Here is an 18,470-nt window from a genome sequence, read left to right on the forward strand (position 1 = left end):
TTATGGTTCCGCTTTTTCTGTTGCAGGGCGGACGAAAGTTCGGAGTCCTGCGGTCGGAGAGGATAGCATATGGTCATACATGGATTTCAAAAGCTGACGCTGCTGGATTACCCGGGCAAGGTGGCGTGCACATTGTTTTCGGGCGGATGTAATTTCCGCTGCCCGTTCTGCCAGAACGGAAATCTCGTGCAGCATCCCGAATGGGAGCCGGTGATTCCGGAGGAGGAGATTTTTGCAGTGCTCGAAAAGCGGCGCGGCGTGCTGGACGGCGTCTGCGTGACGGGCGGTGAGCCGACGCTGGATCCGGATCTGGAGCGGTTCGTGACGAAAATTAAGGAACTGGGATATCTTGTGAAGCTCGATACGAATGGATACCGGCCGGAGATTTTGAAAAAGCTGGTGGAAGAGAAGAAAATCGATTACGTCGCCATGGACATCAAAAACGCGCCGTCCCGGTACGGCGAGACGGCGGGCGTGAAAAAGATCGATGTGATGCGGATCAATGAGTCGGTCGAGTTTTTAAAGAGCGGCGTGGTGGACTATGAGTTCCGGACAACGCTCTGCAAAGAGCTGCATGGAAGGGAAGAGATCGAAGCGATCGGAAAGTGGCTTTCCGGGGCAAAACGGTACTTCCTGCAGAATTACCGGGAATCGGATTATGTGATTGATCCGAGGTTCTCGGGGTATGCGAGGGAGCAGCTCGAGCGGTTCTGCGAGATCCTGCGCGGAAAGATTGAGACGGTGGAGATCCGCGGCGTGGATTAAAAAACGCTTTAAAGCGTGCGGTACCAGTAGCCGAAGCGGGCATCGGGCGCGAGCTCGGAGGGGCGCATCGCCTGCTTGAAGTGGAAAAAGCCGAAGAGGCTTGCCATGAACTGCTCATTCGGCGTGTAGACGCCGGGGACACCGAAATACCAGAGTTCCTGCTGGTCGCGGTTCCGGGCGAGGAGCAGATGGCGATAGGACGAGGAGCCATGGAGGACGAAGCGGTTCGCATCCACCGAAAGACCGGCGGCGCGGAGCTGTGGAAGATCGTCGAGTGAGAGGCGCAGGCAGTCGGTCAGATCATCATCTGGGAACGGGTGGAACTCCGGGAACTGGTCCTGAAGCTGGAGATAGAGAGCAGCGCGGGACGGCGGCACGGCTGCTGCGGCGGGAAAATCGGCGGAAGTCATATGTAGCGGCTGGGCGGCAGAATCCGGGATGGGCTGCGGCGGTTCCGGGTTGGCAGAGGGATAGCTTTCTGCGGTTTTCACAGATTCCGCGGATGCGGGATGGAGTGTGTTGGCGGATGATTGCGTGATCCTGTCTGCAGGAACGGTGTTTACCGTGTTAGTTGATGTGGATTCTGTGGAGACGGTGGATTCCGGGTTGGAATTTTGTGGATAAAGTTCGGAATTGCTGCTGAATTCTGTGGAAAGTTCATCGAACTGTGCTTTTGAAGCGTCTGATGATGGCAGGGACTGCGCAGGTACGGCGGGATCCAGAGGTTCGGGTGTTTCGGCAGTTTTCTCTTCGGTCGGTCTGGCACCATTGTCTGCGGATGTTTTGGGCTCCTGCGGGAGCGTGGGAGCGAAAAACTCCGGCTGAATCGGAAGATCGTCCCACTGGGTGGCGATGACACCGGTCTGGCGGCAGAGCAGGATCAGACCGCCAAGCTCGTCGAGCGTGACATCCGTCTGCCCAATGGAATTGGAGTGCGTGAAGAGCTTTCCGCTTGTGGAGGAGCGACCCGCGAGGAGATTTCCGAGCGGAATGCCGTACATCCGCCCTGACCGGCGGATAAATCCGTAGACCGTGACCGAGGTCTCCGGCGGAAGCGACGGCGATTTGATCTGGAAGTCCATGCGGCAGAAACCGTTCTGCGACTCCACGCGGACAAAGCCGCAGCATCCGCCCTTGCGGTTGTTCGGGTATTCGTATAGATAGGCAATGAAACGCCGGTAATCAGACATAAAAACCTCCTGCATAGAAGTAAAAAGAGTAGAAAAAGATACTGCGCTACAGTTCACGATATGCGGGAAGGACAGAAAATATACGCAGAGAAGAAAGGAAGTGCACAATGGAAGAAGAAACAAAGCTGGAAACGCCGGAGGAAAAAGCGCACCGGAAAGAACGGGAACGCTTCATGCGCCAGGCGATTACGCAGGCGAAGAAAGCGGAAAAGCTGATGGAAGTGCCGATCGGCTGTGTGATTGTGTACGAGGGAAAGGTGATTGCGCGGGGCTATAACCGCAGAAATACGGATAAAAACACGCTGTCCCACGCGGAACTGAATGCGATCCGGAAAGCCAGCAAAAAGCTCGGCGACTGGCGGCTGGAGGGCTGTACGTTGTATGTCACCCTGGAACCGTGCCAGATGTGCGCCGGTGCGATCGTACAGGCGAGAGTCAGCGAAGTCGTCATCGGCAGCATGAACCCGAAGGCGGGCTGCGCGGGATCGATCTTAAATATGCTGGAAATGCACGAGTTTAACCATCAAGTGAAGGTCGAGCGCGGCGTGCTGAAAGAAGAGTGCTCGGAGATGCTGAGTGCGTTTTTCCGGAGACTGCGGGTGGTGAAAAAGAAGAAAAAAGAAGAGAGGAAGAGGGCGGAAGAAGGGAAAGAATAAAAGAAGAGGCAGCATCGGGATGGGATGCTGCCTGAGGAAGATTATTTGTTTGAGTAAGTTGCACTTTCGAATATTTCCGTAAAAAATACAATCCCCGCATTTCCAGCAGAAACCATCGAAAAAATCATTGACGAATCCCGAAAAAAGCACTATAATATATGATGTATTTGACAAAATACGGAGAAGTACCCAAGAGGCTGAAGGGTCTGGCTTCGAACACCAGTAGGTCGGAAACGGCGCAAGGGTTCAAATCCCTTCTTCTCCGCTATGCAAAAAAGAGACAGCAAAAGATTGAAAAATCGAAAAAGCTGTCTCTTTTTCTGTGAGAAATTATGAAATAGATGCAAAACAAAAGAAACAAAGACAGAAAAAGCATCGTCAGTTCACGAAAAGGGACCGATGCACAACAAAGCAAAATAAAAAGGAGAGACAATACATGGCGCAGTTACCACAGGAATTTCTGACCCGCATGCAGGAAATGCTGGGCGATGAATTTGATGCATTTTTAACTTCCTACGACGCACCCCGCACAGCCGGGCTGCGTGTGAATACAAAAAAATGCCGGACCGAAGATTTCCCGCCGCTTGTTCCGGGAACGTGGAAGAAAATTCCGTGGATTCCAAACGGCTATTTCGTGCCGGACGGCATGCGCATGGGCCAGTCTCCGCTGTATGCAGCAGGCGTCTTCTATCTGCAGGAGCCAAGCGCCATGACCCCGGCGTCCCGCCTCCCGATCGAACCGGGTGAGCGTGTGCTCGATCTCTGCGCCGCACCGGGCGGCAAGGCAACCGAGCTGAATGCGCGCCTGAAAGGAACCGGCCTTCTTGTTGCCAATGACATCAGCAACGCCCGCGCCAAAGCACTGCTGCGCAATCTGGAGCTGTTCGGAAGCGAAAACGTGCTTGTCACCAATGAGACACCGGCAGGCCTTGCAGACGTCTTCCCGGGCTTCTTCGATAAAATCCTCGTGGATGCACCGTGCTCCGGCGAGGGCATGTTCCGGAAAGACGAGGCAGTCATCGGCACCTGGACCCCGGAGCGGCCGGATTTCTTTGCGGATCTGCAGCGCGAGATCACCTCGAATGCTGTCAAAATGCTGCGTCCGGGCGGCCTCATGATGTATTCGACGTGTACCTTCGCCCCGCAGGAGGACGAGGGAACCGTTTCTTTTCTTCTGGAAAACTTCCCGGAAATGGAACTGATCGAGATGGAAGGCTACGAAGGTTTTTCAAAAGGCAATCCAGTCTGGGGAAACGGCGATCCGGAGATCGAAAAGACCGTGCGCATCTGGCCGCACAAAATGAACGGCGAGGGCCATTACCTTGCCCTGTTCCGCAAAAAAGGCGAAGCCATTCCTTATGAGACAGAAGAAAAACCGATCGAAAAGAAAAACAAAAAACAGAAAAACCGGAAAAAAGACCGCGGAACGGAAGCACCGGGTCCGTCGAAAGCAGAAAAACAGATCCTTTCCGATTTCCTGTCCCGGATGACAGCACCGATCCCTGTGGAGGAACTGGAAGTCCGCGCCGGAAAAGTATACCATTCCCCGTCCCTGCCGGATGGCGTGCGGAATCTTCATTTCCTGCGGAACGGTCTGTATCTCGGTGAACTGAAAAAAGACCGTTTCGAGCCGTCACAGCCGTTTGCCGTGACACTCTCCGCGGACAAGTTCAAAGATTACATGAATTTAAAGGCAGATGACGAGCGTACCGAAAAATATCTCCACGGTGAGACAATTTCCGTAGAGCCGGGAGAGACCGCATCGCCGTCGGGCTGGAAGCTGGTCTGCGTCGATGGATTCGGCCTTGGATGGGGCAAACTGGTCAATGGAACCTTGAAAAATAAGTACCCTGTTGGATGGAGAAAGTAGAAAAATCATGCCAGTTTTTGCAGGAAAAACGTCGAAATATTACAAAGTTATTAACAGAAATTAAAAAAGACTTTCATTTCAGACATACTTGTGTTATAATGGCAAAGTACGGCGGGAAAAAAGACCCATTTTCCGCAGTAACTTGGAGTGACAATCAGCAACAGAACGTAATAAGTATGAGGTGTACGACATGAAAAAAAAGAAATTATTCAGCCTGGTTTTGGCCACAGTGCTTACGGCAGCAACCGTTCTGCCATGCTATGGTGCCAGTACAAAGGAGAAAATTTCAAATGCTCAGGCAGAACAGGCTGCCGCACAGTCTCAGCTTGACAGCATACAGAGCAGGATTGACGAACTCAATTCCAAAAAGGGACAATCAGAAGAATATCTTTCCGAACTGAACCAGCAGCTGGACGATCTGCAGAACCGTCTGCAGGAGCTTCAGGATCAGTATGATGCGAAGCAGAACGAACTGGTACAGATTCAGGCAGATCTGGAAGATGCAAAAGCAAAAGAAGAAGAGCAGTACGAGGCGATGAAGCTCCGTATCCAGTATATGTATGAAAATTCCTCCGGAAACGGATACATGGCAATGCTCTTTTCTTCCAAAAGCATTTCAGAGCTGATCAGCCGGGCAGAATACATACAGAAAATTTCCGATTTCGACCGCGATCTTATGCAGGAGTATGAGGACACGGTAAACCAGGTAAAAGAAAAAGAAACACAGGTGCAGGAAGAGCAGGCAGCGATCGTAGAACTGCAGCAGCAGAGCAGCGATCAGCAGGAAGCCATCCAGGAGCTGTACGCAGCAGCTTATCAGGAACTCCGTACCTACTCAGCAGAGTTGGACGATGCAAAATCCAGCGAGAGTGCACTGGTAGATGAAATCAACAGCAAAGCAGATGCAATCAACGACCTGATCCGTCAGGCGAAAGAAGAGGAGATTGCAGCGCAGAAGAAAGCAGAAGAGGAAGCAGCCGCAGCAGCCGCCGCACAGCAGGCTGCCGCAGAAGCTGAGGCAGAGGCCGCCAGAAAACAGGCAGCCGAGGCAGAGGCCGCAAGAGTCGCAGCCGCAGAAGCAGCAAATGCCGCAGCGAAAGCAGATACCGATACAAGCAGCAGCTCCGGAAGCAGTTCTTCGGACAGCAGCGCATCCTCCACGACAACGGAGAGTCCATCCGCGTCAGATACTTCCAGCAGCTCCTCCAGCGGAACATACCTTGGAAGATTTAAACTGACAGGCTATTGCTCCTGTTCCATCTGTACCGGACAGTGGTCCGGCGGATCCACCGCGAGCGGAACCACACCGACCGCAGGAAGAACGATCGCCATGGGCGGTGTACCATTCGGAACGAAACTGATGATCAACGGCCAGGTTTACACGGTAGAAGACCGCGGAACCGCTTACGGCCACGTAGACATCTTCTGCAGCAGCCATTCCGAGGCGCTGAGCTTCGGCGTGCAGTATGCAGATGTATATCAGCTGAGCTGAGAAACAAAGATAAGAGATATGCCGGAACAGAACTTCCGGCATATCTCTTTTTTTGACTTTCTCAGAAACTGTCATTCTAAAAGAACACCAAAAAGGCCGCAAACCCGTGTAAAATGTACCTTTTGAAGCAATAATAAAAAAAATTAAAAAAATTTCAAAAAAGGTGTTGACATTCCTATAGACATCATATATAATAGCTATTGTTGACGGACGAGAGTTCAGAAAACAAAAAATCGAAGCGTGGCTCAGTTTGGTAGAGCGCTGCGTTCGGGACGCAGAGGTCGTGGGTTCGAATCCCGTCGCTTCGACTGGAATGAAAATGCCGAAAGCCTTGACAATCAAGAGCTTCGGCATTTTTTCGTATGTCAGAAAGAGAACAGGAAAACAGGGAAAAATATCTGGTCACGAATTTAGTCACGAATTTTTCAGACCGATAGGAAAAGAGTACACGAGGAGGAAATTTTTGTGAAAGCATTATTTTTTGATATTGATGGAACGTTACTGAGTGAGATTACAAAAGAAATTCCGCAGAGCGCGCTCGATGCATTGAAAAAGACAGCGGAAAAAGGAAATCTTACGTTTATTAATACCGGCCGCACCTGGTCGGAGCTGCCCGAGGAGCTGAAAAAGCTTCCATTTTCCGGATTTCTGTGCGGCTGCGGGACCTATCTGCGCCGGGACGGCGAAATCCTGATGCATCAGACGATTCCGAAAAAGCGCTGTGAGGAAATCCCGGTTATTTTAAAGGAGTGCAGGATCGGCATGATTCTGGAGGGAACGGATAATGTTTATTTTTCGTCGGAGGTATCCCGTTTTCGGGAGGTCGAGCAGACCCGTGCCTATTTCGCTGCTGTCGGAATCGGACTCGCGGAGACAGCGGAGACAAAAGGAATCATCTACGATAAATTTTGCATCGTAACCGATGCACAGTCTGATATAGAACGTATGTACCGTGAGTTTGAGCAGGAGTTTGATATCATGGACCGTCGCGGTGGTGTATACGAACTCGTTCCGCACGGCTGCAGCAAAGGAACAGCTGTGGACTATGCACTGAAACAGTTTCAGCTGGAGAAAGAAGATGCATACGTATTTGGCGACAGCAGCAACGACCTTACCATGTTCCGGTGCGGCGCACACACCATTGCGCTTGGAAAACATGATGAGATTCTGGATCCGTACACAGAGTACGTAACCGATACCGTCGAGCGGGACGGCGTGGCAAAGGCGATGGAGCATTACGGATTGATCTGACAGAAAAAAAGAAAGCGAAGGGGCGCATTTGAAAAGAAATTTTCAGGTGCGCCCCTTTGGTTGCAATTTTCTGAAAAAGGAAACAAGAAAAGCAGCGTCTGAAAAGGTATGTGCATTGCAAAGTAAAAAATTTCATGGTAATATAAAAATGAGTTTTTATGTATATTTGTAATGATACCAGGAGGTGAGCGTTCAGAAGTTCCATGGAAACAGAAAAAAATCAGATAAATAAAAAAAGCCTCAGATACCGTTTTACAGCAGGAACGATCGGAGTAAGTGTCTGGCAGCAGGAATGAATGCTCACTTGGCAAAGCCTATAAAAATTGAAAACATAAAGAGAATTTTGTATGAATATTGTGTGTAGTGGCTGCAACTTCTCAAATCCGTATATCTGTTTTTCACGTTTTGTAGGATATTATAACGTAAATGTAAAACTGGCAGGGACAGGTTCTCTGTATACAGATAAAAGCAGGATAATGAAGTATAAAACAGAGAGAGGATTTTTATAAAATGGAAAAGTATGAAGACAAAATATATTCTTTAGGTGAGGCTGTAACGGGACAGACACAGGCTATGTCACAGGCCGTACAGAAAACACTGGAAAATAATGGCGGGGTAGGTATAATGACAGGATCTTATGACCAAAACCTGTCTATTTTGTCTGTGAATAATCTGCTGTTGCATAGTACAGGATATACATTCGATACTTTCATGGAACAGACAAAAGGCTCATTGAGAAACTTCTTTTATGACGAGGAAGATATACTGGAGCGAGACCGTTTTTTGCAGCTTCACGGAACAGGGGAAGCACAGATCCTTGCAGCAGACGGTACAGTGAAAAATGTACGGCTTTGTAAAGAGGATGCGACAGATGAGGCGGGCAGACAGATCTGGGTTATGTCCGTACAGGTCAACTGGGATCATGTAAATTTGACACTGCTCAATGAGGCTATCTGTTCCGGCTTCTGGTATTTTGACTGTGACGAAAACAGTGAGATTGTGAATGCAAACTGGAGTCATGAATTCCGAAAAATGCTTGGCTATCATGACACTCTGGACTTTCCGAATAAACTGGAATCCTGGTCAGATCTTCTGCATCCACAGGATAAAGAAAGAGTAATGGTGCAGCTTCAGGCGGCAATTAAGGATAAGACGAACCAGATAAAATACCAGGTAGAGTATCGTATGAGAATGAAGGATAATCAATACCAGTGGTTTCGGGCATCGGCAGAAGTAATACGCCGTCTGGATGGTTCGGCCAGCAGGATTGCCGGGATTTTTATTAATATTGATGCGGAAAAAAAAGAGGCCATGCAGGCACAAAAATCTGCTGCTTTCCACCGGGCTTTTACGAAAGCAGACCTGTGTGAGTATTATGTAAATCTGGAAGCGAATACTTTTGATACCTTTAAGGTTGAACCGTCCCTGATGACAGTCTTTGAACAGAGTCATACATGGGATGAACTGATCCGTCATTTTGTGGATTCCTATGTTGTGGAGACAGATAAGAAGGCGGTATCCTCTTTTTACGACCGTGGTTATATTGCAGAAAGGCTGAAGGGTCTGGAAACCGAATTGGCTTTAGAGTGCCGTATCACTCTGAATGGAGAAGAACGATGGGTCCGCAATGTGGTCATACGTGGCGAAATAGAGGATTCAGAATATGCCATGATCTTTCTGCGTGATATCACAGAGACAAAGGTAGAGAGCGCACGGCATCTGCAGATGGCAGCGGATAATGCTTCCATGGAGCAGATAATTCAGAGTATTGTGCGTCTGGTTGACCGCTTTGTTGTCTGTGATTTGGAAAATGACAGATATGAATTCTATAACCTGAATGGACAGATGATATATAAACCTTTGGGATTCTATCATGATTTTCAGATGCAGGTTCTTGAAAAGTATAAGACACTGGAACCATTGGAAACTATGGACATCCTGATCGCACCGGAAAATATCCGGAAGAATCTGAAAAGTGAAAATGATATTTATAAGTTTGAGTACTGCAGCCTGGATGAAAAGACTTATAAGATCGCTTCTTATATTCCTTTGGAATGGAAGAATGGAAAGCTGGAAAAGGTATTGCTGGCATCCATGGATGTGACACAGGAGAAGAAAGCAGAGATTGAATCCCGTCAGGCACTGAAAGAGGCTTACCGGTCTGCAGAAAATGCAAACCGTGCGAAAACAGAATTCCTTTCCAATATGTCCCACGATATCCGGACACCGATGAATGCCATTGTCGGCCTGACAGCAATTGCAGGAGCAAATATTGAGAGCCAGGACAGAGTCATTGAATGTCTCAGCAAAATTACAAAATCAAGCCGTCATTTGCTAGGGCTGATTAATGAAGTGCTGGATATGGCACGTATTGAAAGTGGAAAAATGACGCTGGCACAGGAGGATTTCAATCTGCCAGATCTGGTGGATAATCTTATAACACTCACAAAACCGGTGATTGATGAACATAAACACAATTTAGATATACACATTAATCACATTGAACATGAGAGTGTCTGTGGTGACAGCCTGAGAATCCAGCAGGTATTTGTGAATCTGATGAGTAATGCGGTCAAGTATACACCGGATGGCGGGAATATTACTTTTTCCATAGAGGAAAAGCCAAATGGATTTTCGGAACTTGGATGCTATGAATTTACGATTGAGGATAATGGGATCGGTATGTCACCGGAATTCCAGAAAATCATGTTTGATCCTTTCAGCCGCGCAGATGACCATCGGACAACCAGAGTCCAGGGAACAGGTCTGGGAATGGCAATCAGCAGAAATATTGTGAACCTGATGAATGGTAATATTAAAGTGGAAAGCACCTTACATAAGGGAACTAAAATTACAGTAACAATTTATCTGGAACTTCAGGAAAAAGAAAAAGAACAGGACAGAAATCTGATGAATCTACCTGTTCTGGTTGTGGATGATGATAAGACATGTTGTGAAAGTACAGTTGCCACATTGAAGGAGATTGGAATTACAGGCGAATGGGTTCTCTCCGGCAGAGAAGCCGTTGAGCGCTGTTATGCACATCATGAGCTAAAAAATGATTACTTTGCTGTTATTTTAGATTGGAAAATGCCGGATATGGACGGAATTGAAACAGCCAGACAGATCCGGAAACGGATAGGGAAAGAGATTACCATTATTGTACTGACATCTTATGAATTCAGTGAGATCGAAGAAGAAGCAAAGGCTGCAGGCGTAGATGCTTTTATTGCAAAACCGCTGTTCCGTTCCCGTTTGACGGCTACATTGCGGCAGTTTACTTCTGGCAGAAAAGAAAAAACAGCAAGAAATTATCTGGATGAGCTGTCTGAAGCAGATTACACAGGAAAAAGAATTCTGCTGGTCGAGGATAATGAGTTAAACAGAGAAATTGCTGTTGAAATTCTGCAGATGACCGGGGCGGAAGTGGAAACGGCAGAAAATGGAAAAATTGCAGTTGAAAAAGTAGAAGCTTCTCCGAAAGGCTTGTATGACCTTATTTTTATGGATATCCAAATGCCTGTCATGAATGGTTATGAGGCAACCGCAGCAATCAGGAGCCTTCCGGGTGAACAGGGAAAACTACCGATTGTTGCCATGACAGCAAATGCTTTTGCAGAAGATGTACAGCTGGCAAAAAATACAGGCATGAATGGACATATCGCGAAACCGCTGGATATGAATAAGCTGAATGATGTTCTGGAAAACTGGCTGTAATTGTTTCCCAATTATTGAATTAATGATTTTATCAGGAAAGAATGAGGAAAATACGAGGATGAAAAAGGCAAAACAATGTCTGATAGCATTACTGTCAGGTGCGCTTTTAGCAATTACTGTTTTGTCTGGCTGTGGACAATCTCAAAAAGCAGTATCTAAAAATGACGATCACCTTACCGTGTATCTGTGGGAAAATCGTTTAATGAAAAATATTGTACCCTATATCCATGAGCAGTTTCCAGATCAGGATATTGAGTTTATTACCGGTAACAATGATACCGATTTATATAGCTATTTTGAGGAACATGGTGAACTGCCGGATATCATAACCGTACGTCGATTTTCTGGAAAAGATGCACAGGATCTGGAGCCATATCTAATGGATTTTGCTTCTTATGATGTGGTTTCCAGGTATTACTCTTATGCATTGCAATATTACAAAAATTCAAAAGATGAGATCCAGTGGCTTCCTATCTGCGGTATACCGCAGACGATTATTGCCAACAAGACATTGTTTGAACAGTATGGAATCAAGATACCGAAAAACTATAAGGAATATGCACAGGCATGCCAGCAATTTTATGATAATGGTATAAAACCGTATTCCCTGGATCTTGCAGAAGACTGGTCTGCTCATGAGGTGATTCAGACAGGTGCAATTGGGGAATTCATGAGTCTGGATGGAATTGAATGGAGAAGCTCAGCTGAAAGTGCATCAGGGGATATCGCGTTTGATGATGCATTATGGAAACGTATTTTTTCAGAAACCAATACATTTTTAAAGGACTCACATTTTACAAGTGATGATATCAGCGTCGATGTTAATACTGCAACGCAGATGTTCCTTGAGGGAAAAGCAGCAATGTTTCATGGTTATCCGGCACTTATGCAGGAATTTCAGGAACAGATGGATGCAGAATTAACTCGTATACCGTTTTTTTCACAGATTTCGGATGAAGCTTTTATAAATATGACCCCTTCTCTGAATATTGCATTTAACAAAGAACTGGAAAAAGATCAGGAAAAACTGGACCTGGCATTCGATGTCCTGGAGTGTATGATTTCAAAAGAAGGACAAACATTGATCGCAGATGGAAAGGGTGTAATTTCATTAAATGTAGATGTTCCAAACATGATGGAAGATGTACTTGGACTGGAAGATGAAATTAATAATAATTCTGTTTATATCCGATATTCTGCTCAAAAATCATTTGATGCCAGTCTTGAGGCTGTTCACGGATTATTGTCAGGGGAAATGGATGAAACACAGGCTTATGATGCTTTTCGCAGCACAATGAACAGTAAGGATTCAAAAGAAGAAACCACAGTTAATTTTGAAAATGAATATTCCATTTCGCTAAATGATAAAAACGGTCGTGATGCGGCATCTTCTATTTTAACTACGATTAGAGAAGAAAATGATGCTCAGCTGGCTTTGGCACCATATTATTATTTTACTTCCTCCATTTACAAAGGGGAGTGTACCTGCAGCCGGGTTGGTCTGATGACAGCAAAGAGTTTAGATACACCATTATACCTGGCAAAAATCAATGGCAAAGAGATTTATGAACTTGCGGAGAAATATCTTGCTGATTCTGATGAGAAATTCCATATAACCAATAAATATGAATTACCAATTGCATCCGGTATGAAATTAATCGTCAGGCAGGAGGAAAACGGATTCTCATTAAAGGACATAGAAGTAAATAAGAAAGAAATCGACAAAGAAAAGGAGTACTCTATTCTTCTTACAGACACCACAATGTCTGTTTTGAAAAAAATAAATCCGGGATGTGAGATCGAGCAGATTAAGGACACAACATTATCAAGTGCATGGACTGCAGCAATAGAAAACGGACAGCAGCCGTCAGCACCGGAAGATTATATAGAGGTTGAAAAATAAAAGTGGGAACAGAACAGGCGAAAACAAAAAGAAAAAAGATGATAGTACCATTGTTCTTTTTAATTCTTATCTTTTTAAACTTAATTTTTGTAAAGTTCCTTTTGAACAGGATGAACAGCTATATCGCAGAAAACGGGAAAAGCAGTATGGGAGCAGTTGTTGAACAGATACAGCAGACCTATGATCTGCAGGTGAATGGATACTACAGTCGGCTGCATATGCTTGAGGATTTTCTTACTCAAGAGGGAGTGAGATCTATTGAACTGGATAGAAACAAGAAGTTCTTTGAGGCATGGCAGAAAGAATCTGAAAGTACACTTATATTTCTCCAGGAAAATGGAAAGGCAATAACCACTGATGGAACAAAACTTCGGGTTGACATGCCAAGTAAACTTTTGTTGGATTTGAGGAACGGATATAATATTGGAAAATTGGTTTCTCTTGATTACAACCAGAAGAAAAAAGATGGTTATCTGGTTGCAATTCCATGTCAGGAATATACGATTAATGGGGAAACTTATACGGCAATTGGAACCTTGTATGATCATTCAAAATTAGATTCCATGTTAAGTGTGAAAAGCTATAACGGGAATGCGTATCTGTTTATGCTGGATAACGACGGAAATATTACTTATACAAATCAGAAAGAAGATAAATTTTTCAGGAACTATTTCTTGTTAAAGCATTTAAAAGGAGATCAGGCTATCACTGAGGAAGAGGCTGATTCTCTTCAAAAAAAGCTGGATGGCAGAGAACAGGGGGTAGAACTTCTGGGAAGTGACAAACCTTACTATCTGGGATACTGTCCGATAGAAAATAATAACACCATGCTGATCTGTATTGTAGAAAAGAGTGTTGTAGATAATGTACTGAGAGATTATCAGAAAACAATAGTGTTTGAAACAATACTCATGGCAGGTTTTATACTTTTGCTTTTTGCCGGATTATTCTACAGTATTTCCAGACGCAGTCTTGCTGAGCAAAAAGCTGAATACGAAAAAAGAAATAATGAGATTCAGACGCTGGCAATGAAGGAAATGGAGGAGTCCAATAAAAAACTGAAAAAAGCAAAGGACATTACAACGGAAGCCTTGCAGACCGCTGAAAATGCAAATAAGGCGAAAACAGATTTCCTGTCCAATATGTCACATGATATTCGTACACCAATGAATGCAATTATCGGCATGACATCATTGATCAGACATGATGCCGGTAATAAAGCGAAAGTAATAGAGTATGCAGATAAAATAGACATTTCATCACAGCATCTGTTAGGAATCATTAATGATGTTCTGGATATGAGCAAAATTGAGGCAGGAAAAACAGTTTTTAAGTATACCGATTTTTCCATCTTGGATTTTATTACAGAACTCAATACCATATTCCATTCACAGATAGACGAAAAAAATCAGACTCTTACAATCATAAAAGAAAACATCCGGCACGAGTGGGTGAACGGAGACCAGGTTCATCTGATGCAGATTTTCAGCAACTTGGTTTCTAATGCAGTGAAGTACACGCAGGAAGGTGGAAAAATTCAGTTTCTGGTAGAAGAATGTGAGACAAAGTCATCTGTCTACGCAAAGTACCGTTTCTTAGTCAGCGATAATGGCATGGGAATGTCGGCAGATTTCAAAGATACAATTTTTGATGCTTTTACTCGTGCTGAAAGTTCTATGACGAATAAGATACAGGGAACTGGTCTTGGAATGGCTATTACCAAAAATCTGGTTGAAGCAATGGGAGGCACCATTGATGTGGAGAGTGAACTGGGCCAGGGAAGCTGTTTTGAGGTTCTTATAGATCTGAGAATAGCAGAAGATAGATTTGTTTCTTCAGCAGAACAGGCAGAAAAGGATGAACCGGCTGGCAATGTCCTGAAAGGAATGAGGTTTCTGTGTGCAGAGGACAATGAGCTGAATGCAGAAATCCTGATGGAATTGTTAAAGATTGAGGGTGCAGAGTGTACAATCTGTGAAAATGGTAAAAGGGTCTTAGAGGCATTTGAGCAGTCTGCTCCGGGGGATTATGACATGATCCTGATGGATGTGCAGATGCCGGTTATGAATGGTTATGAGGCAACAAAAGCAATCCGAAGAAGCTCCCATGAACTGGCAAAGACAATTCCAATCATTGCTATGACCGCCAATGCGTTTTCTGAGGATATTCAGCATTCTCTGGCAGCCGGTATGAATGCCCATGTTTCAAAACCGATTGAGATGAAGGTACTGGAAAAGACGATCAGAAGCATAAAATCCGGCGGGGGGCACCGAAATGCAACTCATTGAAAGTGACAAATGGATATGGAAAAGAGCTGATGAAAGAATCTGGCATTGCCAGAACTTTCAATCAGCTCTTTTTTATCATCAGTTCCCTCTTGACATTTTTTCATTTCCTGCTATACTTATCAAAGATAATTACTAAAGATAACTAAATTTCAAGAAGAAAGGACCATTTTCCATGACACAGGAAAAATTAAAGCAGTTCCTGGATGCGTGTTTTGATGCAAAGCGTCTGATCGAGAAGCTCCCGGACCTGCCGGACGGTATGAAGCCGCGGCAGGTGCATGTGCTGGATGCGGTGAATGAGATTCAGAAAAAGCAGGGCTTCTGCCGCGTCAGCGACATCAGCAGCTATATGAACACAACGCTGCCGAGCATCACCAAGCTGGTGCAGGAACTGGAGGAGAGAAATCTTCTCGTGAAACAGGCGGATGAAAAAGATAAGCGCGTGATCAACCTGACACTGACCGAAGAGGGAAAAGAGTTTGTGGAACTCCGCGTGACGCACTTTCACGGGGAATGGGCATCCCGCCTGCCAGATCTGGACGACGCGGTGGTGGACGAATTTGTGCATGCAATCACACGGATGCAGGAAACGATGCCGGGAATAAAAGGAGTGAAAAACAATGGCAAAAGAAAATAAGAAAGAAGTATCGTTTGTAGAGGGACCGATTTTCCAGTCCCTGATCCGTTTTGCGCTGCCGGTGCTCGGCGCGCTGATTCTGCAGGCGGCTTACGGTGCGGTCGACCTTCTCGTGGTCGGCTGGTTCGGCGATGCGTCGAGTATTTCCGCTGTCGGAACCGGAAGCAACTTCATGCAGATGGTAACACTTATCATCACCAGCCTTGCGATGGGTTCGACCGTTATGATCGGCCAGCACATCGGCGAGGGCAAGCCGGATAAGGCCGGCAAAACCGTGGGAACCTCGATTGTTCTGTTCGCCATCATCGGTGTCGTCATGACGGTGATTCTGGAGCTGTTCGCAGGCCCGATCGCCAATATTTTACAGGTCCCGGCGGAGTCTTTTGACAAAACCGTCCTCTACCTGCGGATCTGTTCCGGCGGTATTCTGATCATCATCGCGTACAACGTCATCAGCAGCGTGCTTCGCGGAATCGGTAATGCAAATCTGCCGCTTTTATTCGTCGGCATCGCCTGCGCAGCCAATATTGCCGGAGATCTGTTCTTCGTCGGTGTGCTGAAACTGGACGTTGCGGGAGCAGCGCTTGCGACGGTTCTGGCGCAGCTGATTTCTGTCATCGCCTCCATGGGTGTGTTGAAAAAAGGCAATCTGCCGATTGAATTCAAAAAAGAAGACTGCCGCATCGACCATGACGAGCTGAAGAAAGTCCTGAACGTCGGTGTGCCGATCGCGCTGCAGGAGACGACCGTACAGATTTCCTTCCTTGTGATCAACTCGATCATCAACGGCATGGGCCTTATGCCGTCCGCCGGATACGGTGTGGCGCAGAAGCTGACCTCATTCATCATGCTGATCCCGTCCTCTGTGATGCAGTCTGTGTCAGCATTCGTGGCACAGAACACCGGAGCCGGAAAGAAAGACCGCGCGTGGAAGGGCTTCCTCACCGCAATCGCAACGGGCTGCTCTCTTGGAGTTGTGATTTTCTGCATCGGTTTCTTCGGTGGAAGTGTCATCTCCAGAATCTTCACGAGCGATCCGGCCGTTATCGAGCAGAGCGCCGCTTACCTGCGCGGTTTCGCACCGGAATGTATTCTGACCTGTGTGCTGTTCAGCAGCATCGGATACTTCAACGGCCGCGGCATCAGCATCCCGGTTATGATCCAGGGAATCACCTCCGCCTGCCTGATCCGTATTCCGCTGGCGCTGTTCTTCTCACACCTGCCGAATACGAACCTGACCTTCGTCGGCATGTCCACCCCGATCACAACCGTATACGGCATCTGCTTTTTCATGATCTGCTTTGCACGGTTAAAGAAAAAAGGGCAGATGTAATTGAATCAAACATAACAGAACTGCCTGGGAAACGGCACGGAGCGATCCGCCGTTTCCCAGGCAGTTTTTGGTATTGTTTGTCCGGAACTTTTTTGATACAATACAGACAGAAAGAGCGGAACCCTGTTCAGAAGGGACAGAACAGACGGAAAGGGGAAGAGGAGTGGATAACAGAGAAATCATCAATGAGACACTGGTCCATCTGTTTCACGAGATACAAAAACTGGAAGAAGAGGCGATCATTACCGAGGATTTCAAGGATCTGACGAACAACGATATGCACATCATAGAAGCCGTCGGCCTGGAGGGCGGCAATATGTCATCGATCGCGGCAAAGCTCGACATCACGGTCGGATCGCTGACAACGTCGATGAACAGTCTGGTGAAAAAAGGCTACACCGAGCGGGAGCGCAGCGAGAAGGACCGCCGGATCGTCTACATCCACCTGACCGGAAAGGGACGGCAGGCATTCCATCATCACGCAAAATTCCACGAGCAGATGACGGATGCCGTGATGGCGGAACTCGGAGAAGAGGAAGTGCAGGTGCTCGGGAAAACGCTGAAAGCGCTGACGGACTTCTTTCGGTCATATAAAAAATAGAAACAAAAAGGCTTTTGCAGCCGGGACAGAATCAGAAAAATCTGTCCGGTATGCAAAAGCCTTTTTCGCATGGAAACGCATAGAAAAATGCTATTTTTCTACGCCGTTCTTCTCACAGATATCCGCGAGCACACACCGTTCACAGTGCGGTGTCGTCCTCGCAGTACAGACCTCGCGTCCGTGCTCCACAAACCGGTGGCAGAGCGAGCTTCCTTCTTCCGGCGGCACAATTTTCCAGAGTGCCATCTCCACCTTCTTCGGATCCTTGCAGTCATGCACGAGCCCGATGCGGTTGCACAGCCGGATGCAGTGCGTATCCGTCACAATCGCAGGCTTTTTGAATACATCGCCCATAATCAGGTTCGCACTTTTCCGTCCCACGCCCGGGAGCTTCAAAAGTGCGTTAAAGTCATCCGGCACCTGGCTGTGGTACTCGTCGCGCAGCATGCGCATGCAGGCGTTGATGTCGCGTGCCTTGCTCTTTCCAAGACCGCACGGCCGCACAATTTCCTCGATTTCCTCCGGTGTCGCGTTTGCCAGCGCATCGATATCAGGATACTTTGCGTAGAGATCCTCCACCACAACATTGACCCGCGCATCGGTGCACTGTGCGGCCAGGCGGACACTGACGAGCAGCTTCCACGCCTGGTCATAGTCAAGCGTACAGTCGGCGTCAGGATATTCTTGTTTCAAACGTTCAATGACGGCAAGCGCCAGTTCTTCTTTTGTCATCGTGTTAAACTCCCATTCTCAAAGATATAAAAACA

General features: G+C 46.7%; 13 protein-coding genes and 2 tRNA genes. 13 read left to right on the forward strand and 2 right to left on the reverse strand.

All coding sequences use genetic code 11. The annotated features are described in order from the left end of the window. Nucleotides 1-69 precede the first annotated feature (69 nt). Entirely contained in the window at nucleotides 70-765 is a 696-nt protein-coding gene (locus I2G42_RS12245) for an anaerobic ribonucleoside-triphosphate reductase activating protein (protein WP_055228308.1), read from the forward strand. Between the two features lie 8 nt (nucleotides 766-773). Here I2G42_RS12245 and I2G42_RS12250 read toward each other — a convergent pair whose 3' ends face one another. After that, the gene (locus I2G42_RS12250; protein WP_195531101.1) at nucleotides 774-2,063 is read right to left on the reverse strand and encodes a DUF6128 domain-containing protein; all 1,290 of its coding nucleotides are present in this window, start codon (nucleotides 2,061-2,063) and stop codon (nucleotides 774-776) included. Between I2G42_RS12250 and tadA the strand changes: the two genes are divergently transcribed. From tadA to I2G42_RS12310, 12 genes are all read left to right on the forward strand, one after another. Next, nucleotides 2,063-2,611, forward strand: a complete 549-nt coding sequence (tadA, locus tag I2G42_RS12255) for a tRNA adenosine(34) deaminase TadA (protein ID WP_117509593.1) — start codon at nucleotides 2,063-2,065, stop codon at nucleotides 2,609-2,611. The genes I2G42_RS12250 and tadA overlap by 1 nt on opposite strands. A 179-nt stretch (nucleotides 2,612-2,790) precedes the next feature. Next, nucleotides 2,791-2,876: transfer RNA gene (locus I2G42_RS12260), tRNA-Ser, on the forward strand. 171 nt (nucleotides 2,877-3,047) lie between these two features. Beyond that, nucleotides 3,048-4,481, forward strand: a complete 1,434-nt coding sequence (locus tag I2G42_RS12265; RefSeq protein ID WP_195531102.1) for an RsmF rRNA methyltransferase first C-terminal domain-containing protein — start codon at nucleotides 3,048-3,050, stop codon at nucleotides 4,479-4,481. A gap of 190 nt (nucleotides 4,482-4,671) precedes the next feature. After that, nucleotides 4,672-5,973: a PcsB-like coiled-coil domain-containing protein gene (locus tag I2G42_RS12270; protein WP_195531103.1), complete on the forward strand. Its 1,302-nt coding sequence runs from the start codon at nucleotides 4,672-4,674 to the stop codon at nucleotides 5,971-5,973. A 234-nt stretch (nucleotides 5,974-6,207) separates the two neighbouring features. Beyond that, nucleotides 6,208-6,281, forward strand: a tRNA-Pro gene (locus I2G42_RS12275). Between the two features lie 157 nt (nucleotides 6,282-6,438). Beyond that, a complete protein-coding gene (locus tag I2G42_RS12280) occupies nucleotides 6,439-7,224 on the forward strand; it encodes an HAD family hydrolase (RefSeq protein ID WP_330611335.1) in 786 nt (261 codons plus the stop codon). Between the two features lie 510 nt (nucleotides 7,225-7,734). Beyond that, nucleotides 7,735-10,941: a response regulator gene (locus tag I2G42_RS12285; RefSeq protein ID WP_195531104.1), complete on the forward strand. Its 3,207-nt coding sequence runs from the start codon at nucleotides 7,735-7,737 to the stop codon at nucleotides 10,939-10,941. Nucleotides 10,942-10,999: 58 nt separating this feature from the next. Further along, nucleotides 11,000-12,844, forward strand: a complete 1,845-nt coding sequence (locus I2G42_RS12290) for an ABC transporter substrate-binding protein (protein ID WP_195531105.1) — start codon at nucleotides 11,000-11,002, stop codon at nucleotides 12,842-12,844. Nucleotides 12,845-12,990: 146 nt separating this feature from the next. Continuing rightward, nucleotides 12,991-15,132: an ATP-binding protein gene (locus I2G42_RS12295; protein ID WP_195531116.1), complete on the forward strand. Its 2,142-nt coding sequence runs from the start codon at nucleotides 12,991-12,993 to the stop codon at nucleotides 15,130-15,132. Nucleotides 15,133-15,304: 172 nt separating this feature from the next. Beyond that, complete coding sequence (locus I2G42_RS12300) at nucleotides 15,305-15,769, forward strand: MarR family winged helix-turn-helix transcriptional regulator (protein WP_022463031.1); 465 nt, start codon at nucleotides 15,305-15,307, stop codon at nucleotides 15,767-15,769. Then, nucleotides 15,753-17,102 (forward strand): MATE family efflux transporter, encoded by a 1,350-nt coding sequence (locus tag I2G42_RS12305; protein ID WP_055228315.1) that lies wholly within the window; start codon nucleotides 15,753-15,755, stop codon nucleotides 17,100-17,102. The genes I2G42_RS12300 and I2G42_RS12305 overlap by 17 nt, the downstream gene beginning before the upstream one ends. A gap of 163 nt (nucleotides 17,103-17,265) precedes the next feature. Beyond that, the gene (locus I2G42_RS12310; protein WP_022463033.1) at nucleotides 17,266-17,703 is read left to right on the forward strand and encodes a MarR family winged helix-turn-helix transcriptional regulator; all 438 of its coding nucleotides are present in this window, start codon (nucleotides 17,266-17,268) and stop codon (nucleotides 17,701-17,703) included. A gap of 90 nt (nucleotides 17,704-17,793) precedes the next feature. Here the strand turns inward: I2G42_RS12310 and I2G42_RS12315 are convergent, their stop codons facing one another. Further along, nucleotides 17,794-18,435 carry an endonuclease III domain-containing protein gene (locus I2G42_RS12315; RefSeq protein ID WP_022463034.1) on the reverse strand — a complete coding sequence of 214 codons (642 nt, stop codon included), beginning with the start codon at nucleotides 18,433-18,435 and terminating at the stop codon, nucleotides 17,794-17,796. Between the last annotated feature and the right edge of the window lie 35 nt (nucleotides 18,436-18,470).

It is taken from the genome of Fusicatenibacter saccharivorans (assembly GCF_015557635.1).
GTDB classification, from domain to species: Bacteria; Bacillota; Clostridia; order Lachnospirales; family Lachnospiraceae; genus Fusicatenibacter; species Fusicatenibacter saccharivorans.

What these genes read in the sequence shown, in the direction of transcription:
- tadA (WP_117509593.1), top strand. Translation starts at nt 2,063, where the DNA reads ATGGAAGAAGAAACAAAGCTGGAAACGCCGGAGGAAAAAGCGCACCGG.
- I2G42_RS12245 (WP_055228308.1), top strand. Translation starts at nt 70, where the DNA reads ATGGTCATACATGGATTTCAAAAGCTGACGCTGCTGGATTACCCGGGC.
- I2G42_RS12305 (WP_055228315.1), top strand. Translation starts at nt 15,753, where the DNA reads ATGGCAAAAGAAAATAAGAAAGAAGTATCGTTTGTAGAGGGACCGATT.
- I2G42_RS12295 (WP_195531116.1), top strand. Translation starts at nt 12,991, where the DNA reads ATGGGAGCAGTTGTTGAACAGATACAGCAGACCTATGATCTGCAGGTG.
- I2G42_RS12290 (WP_195531105.1), top strand. Translation starts at nt 11,000, where the DNA reads ATGAAAAAGGCAAAACAATGTCTGATAGCATTACTGTCAGGTGCGCTT.
- I2G42_RS12265 (WP_195531102.1), top strand. Translation starts at nt 3,048, where the DNA reads ATGGCGCAGTTACCACAGGAATTTCTGACCCGCATGCAGGAAATGCTG.
- I2G42_RS12315 (WP_022463034.1), bottom strand. Translation starts at nt 18,435, where the DNA reads ATGACAAAAGAAGAACTGGCGCTTGCCGTCATTGAACGTTTGAAACAA.
- I2G42_RS12300 (WP_022463031.1), top strand. Translation starts at nt 15,305, where the DNA reads ATGACACAGGAAAAATTAAAGCAGTTCCTGGATGCGTGTTTTGATGCA.
- I2G42_RS12285 (WP_195531104.1), top strand. Translation starts at nt 7,735, where the DNA reads ATGGAAAAGTATGAAGACAAAATATATTCTTTAGGTGAGGCTGTAACG.
- I2G42_RS12270 (WP_195531103.1), top strand. Translation starts at nt 4,672, where the DNA reads ATGAAAAAAAAGAAATTATTCAGCCTGGTTTTGGCCACAGTGCTTACG.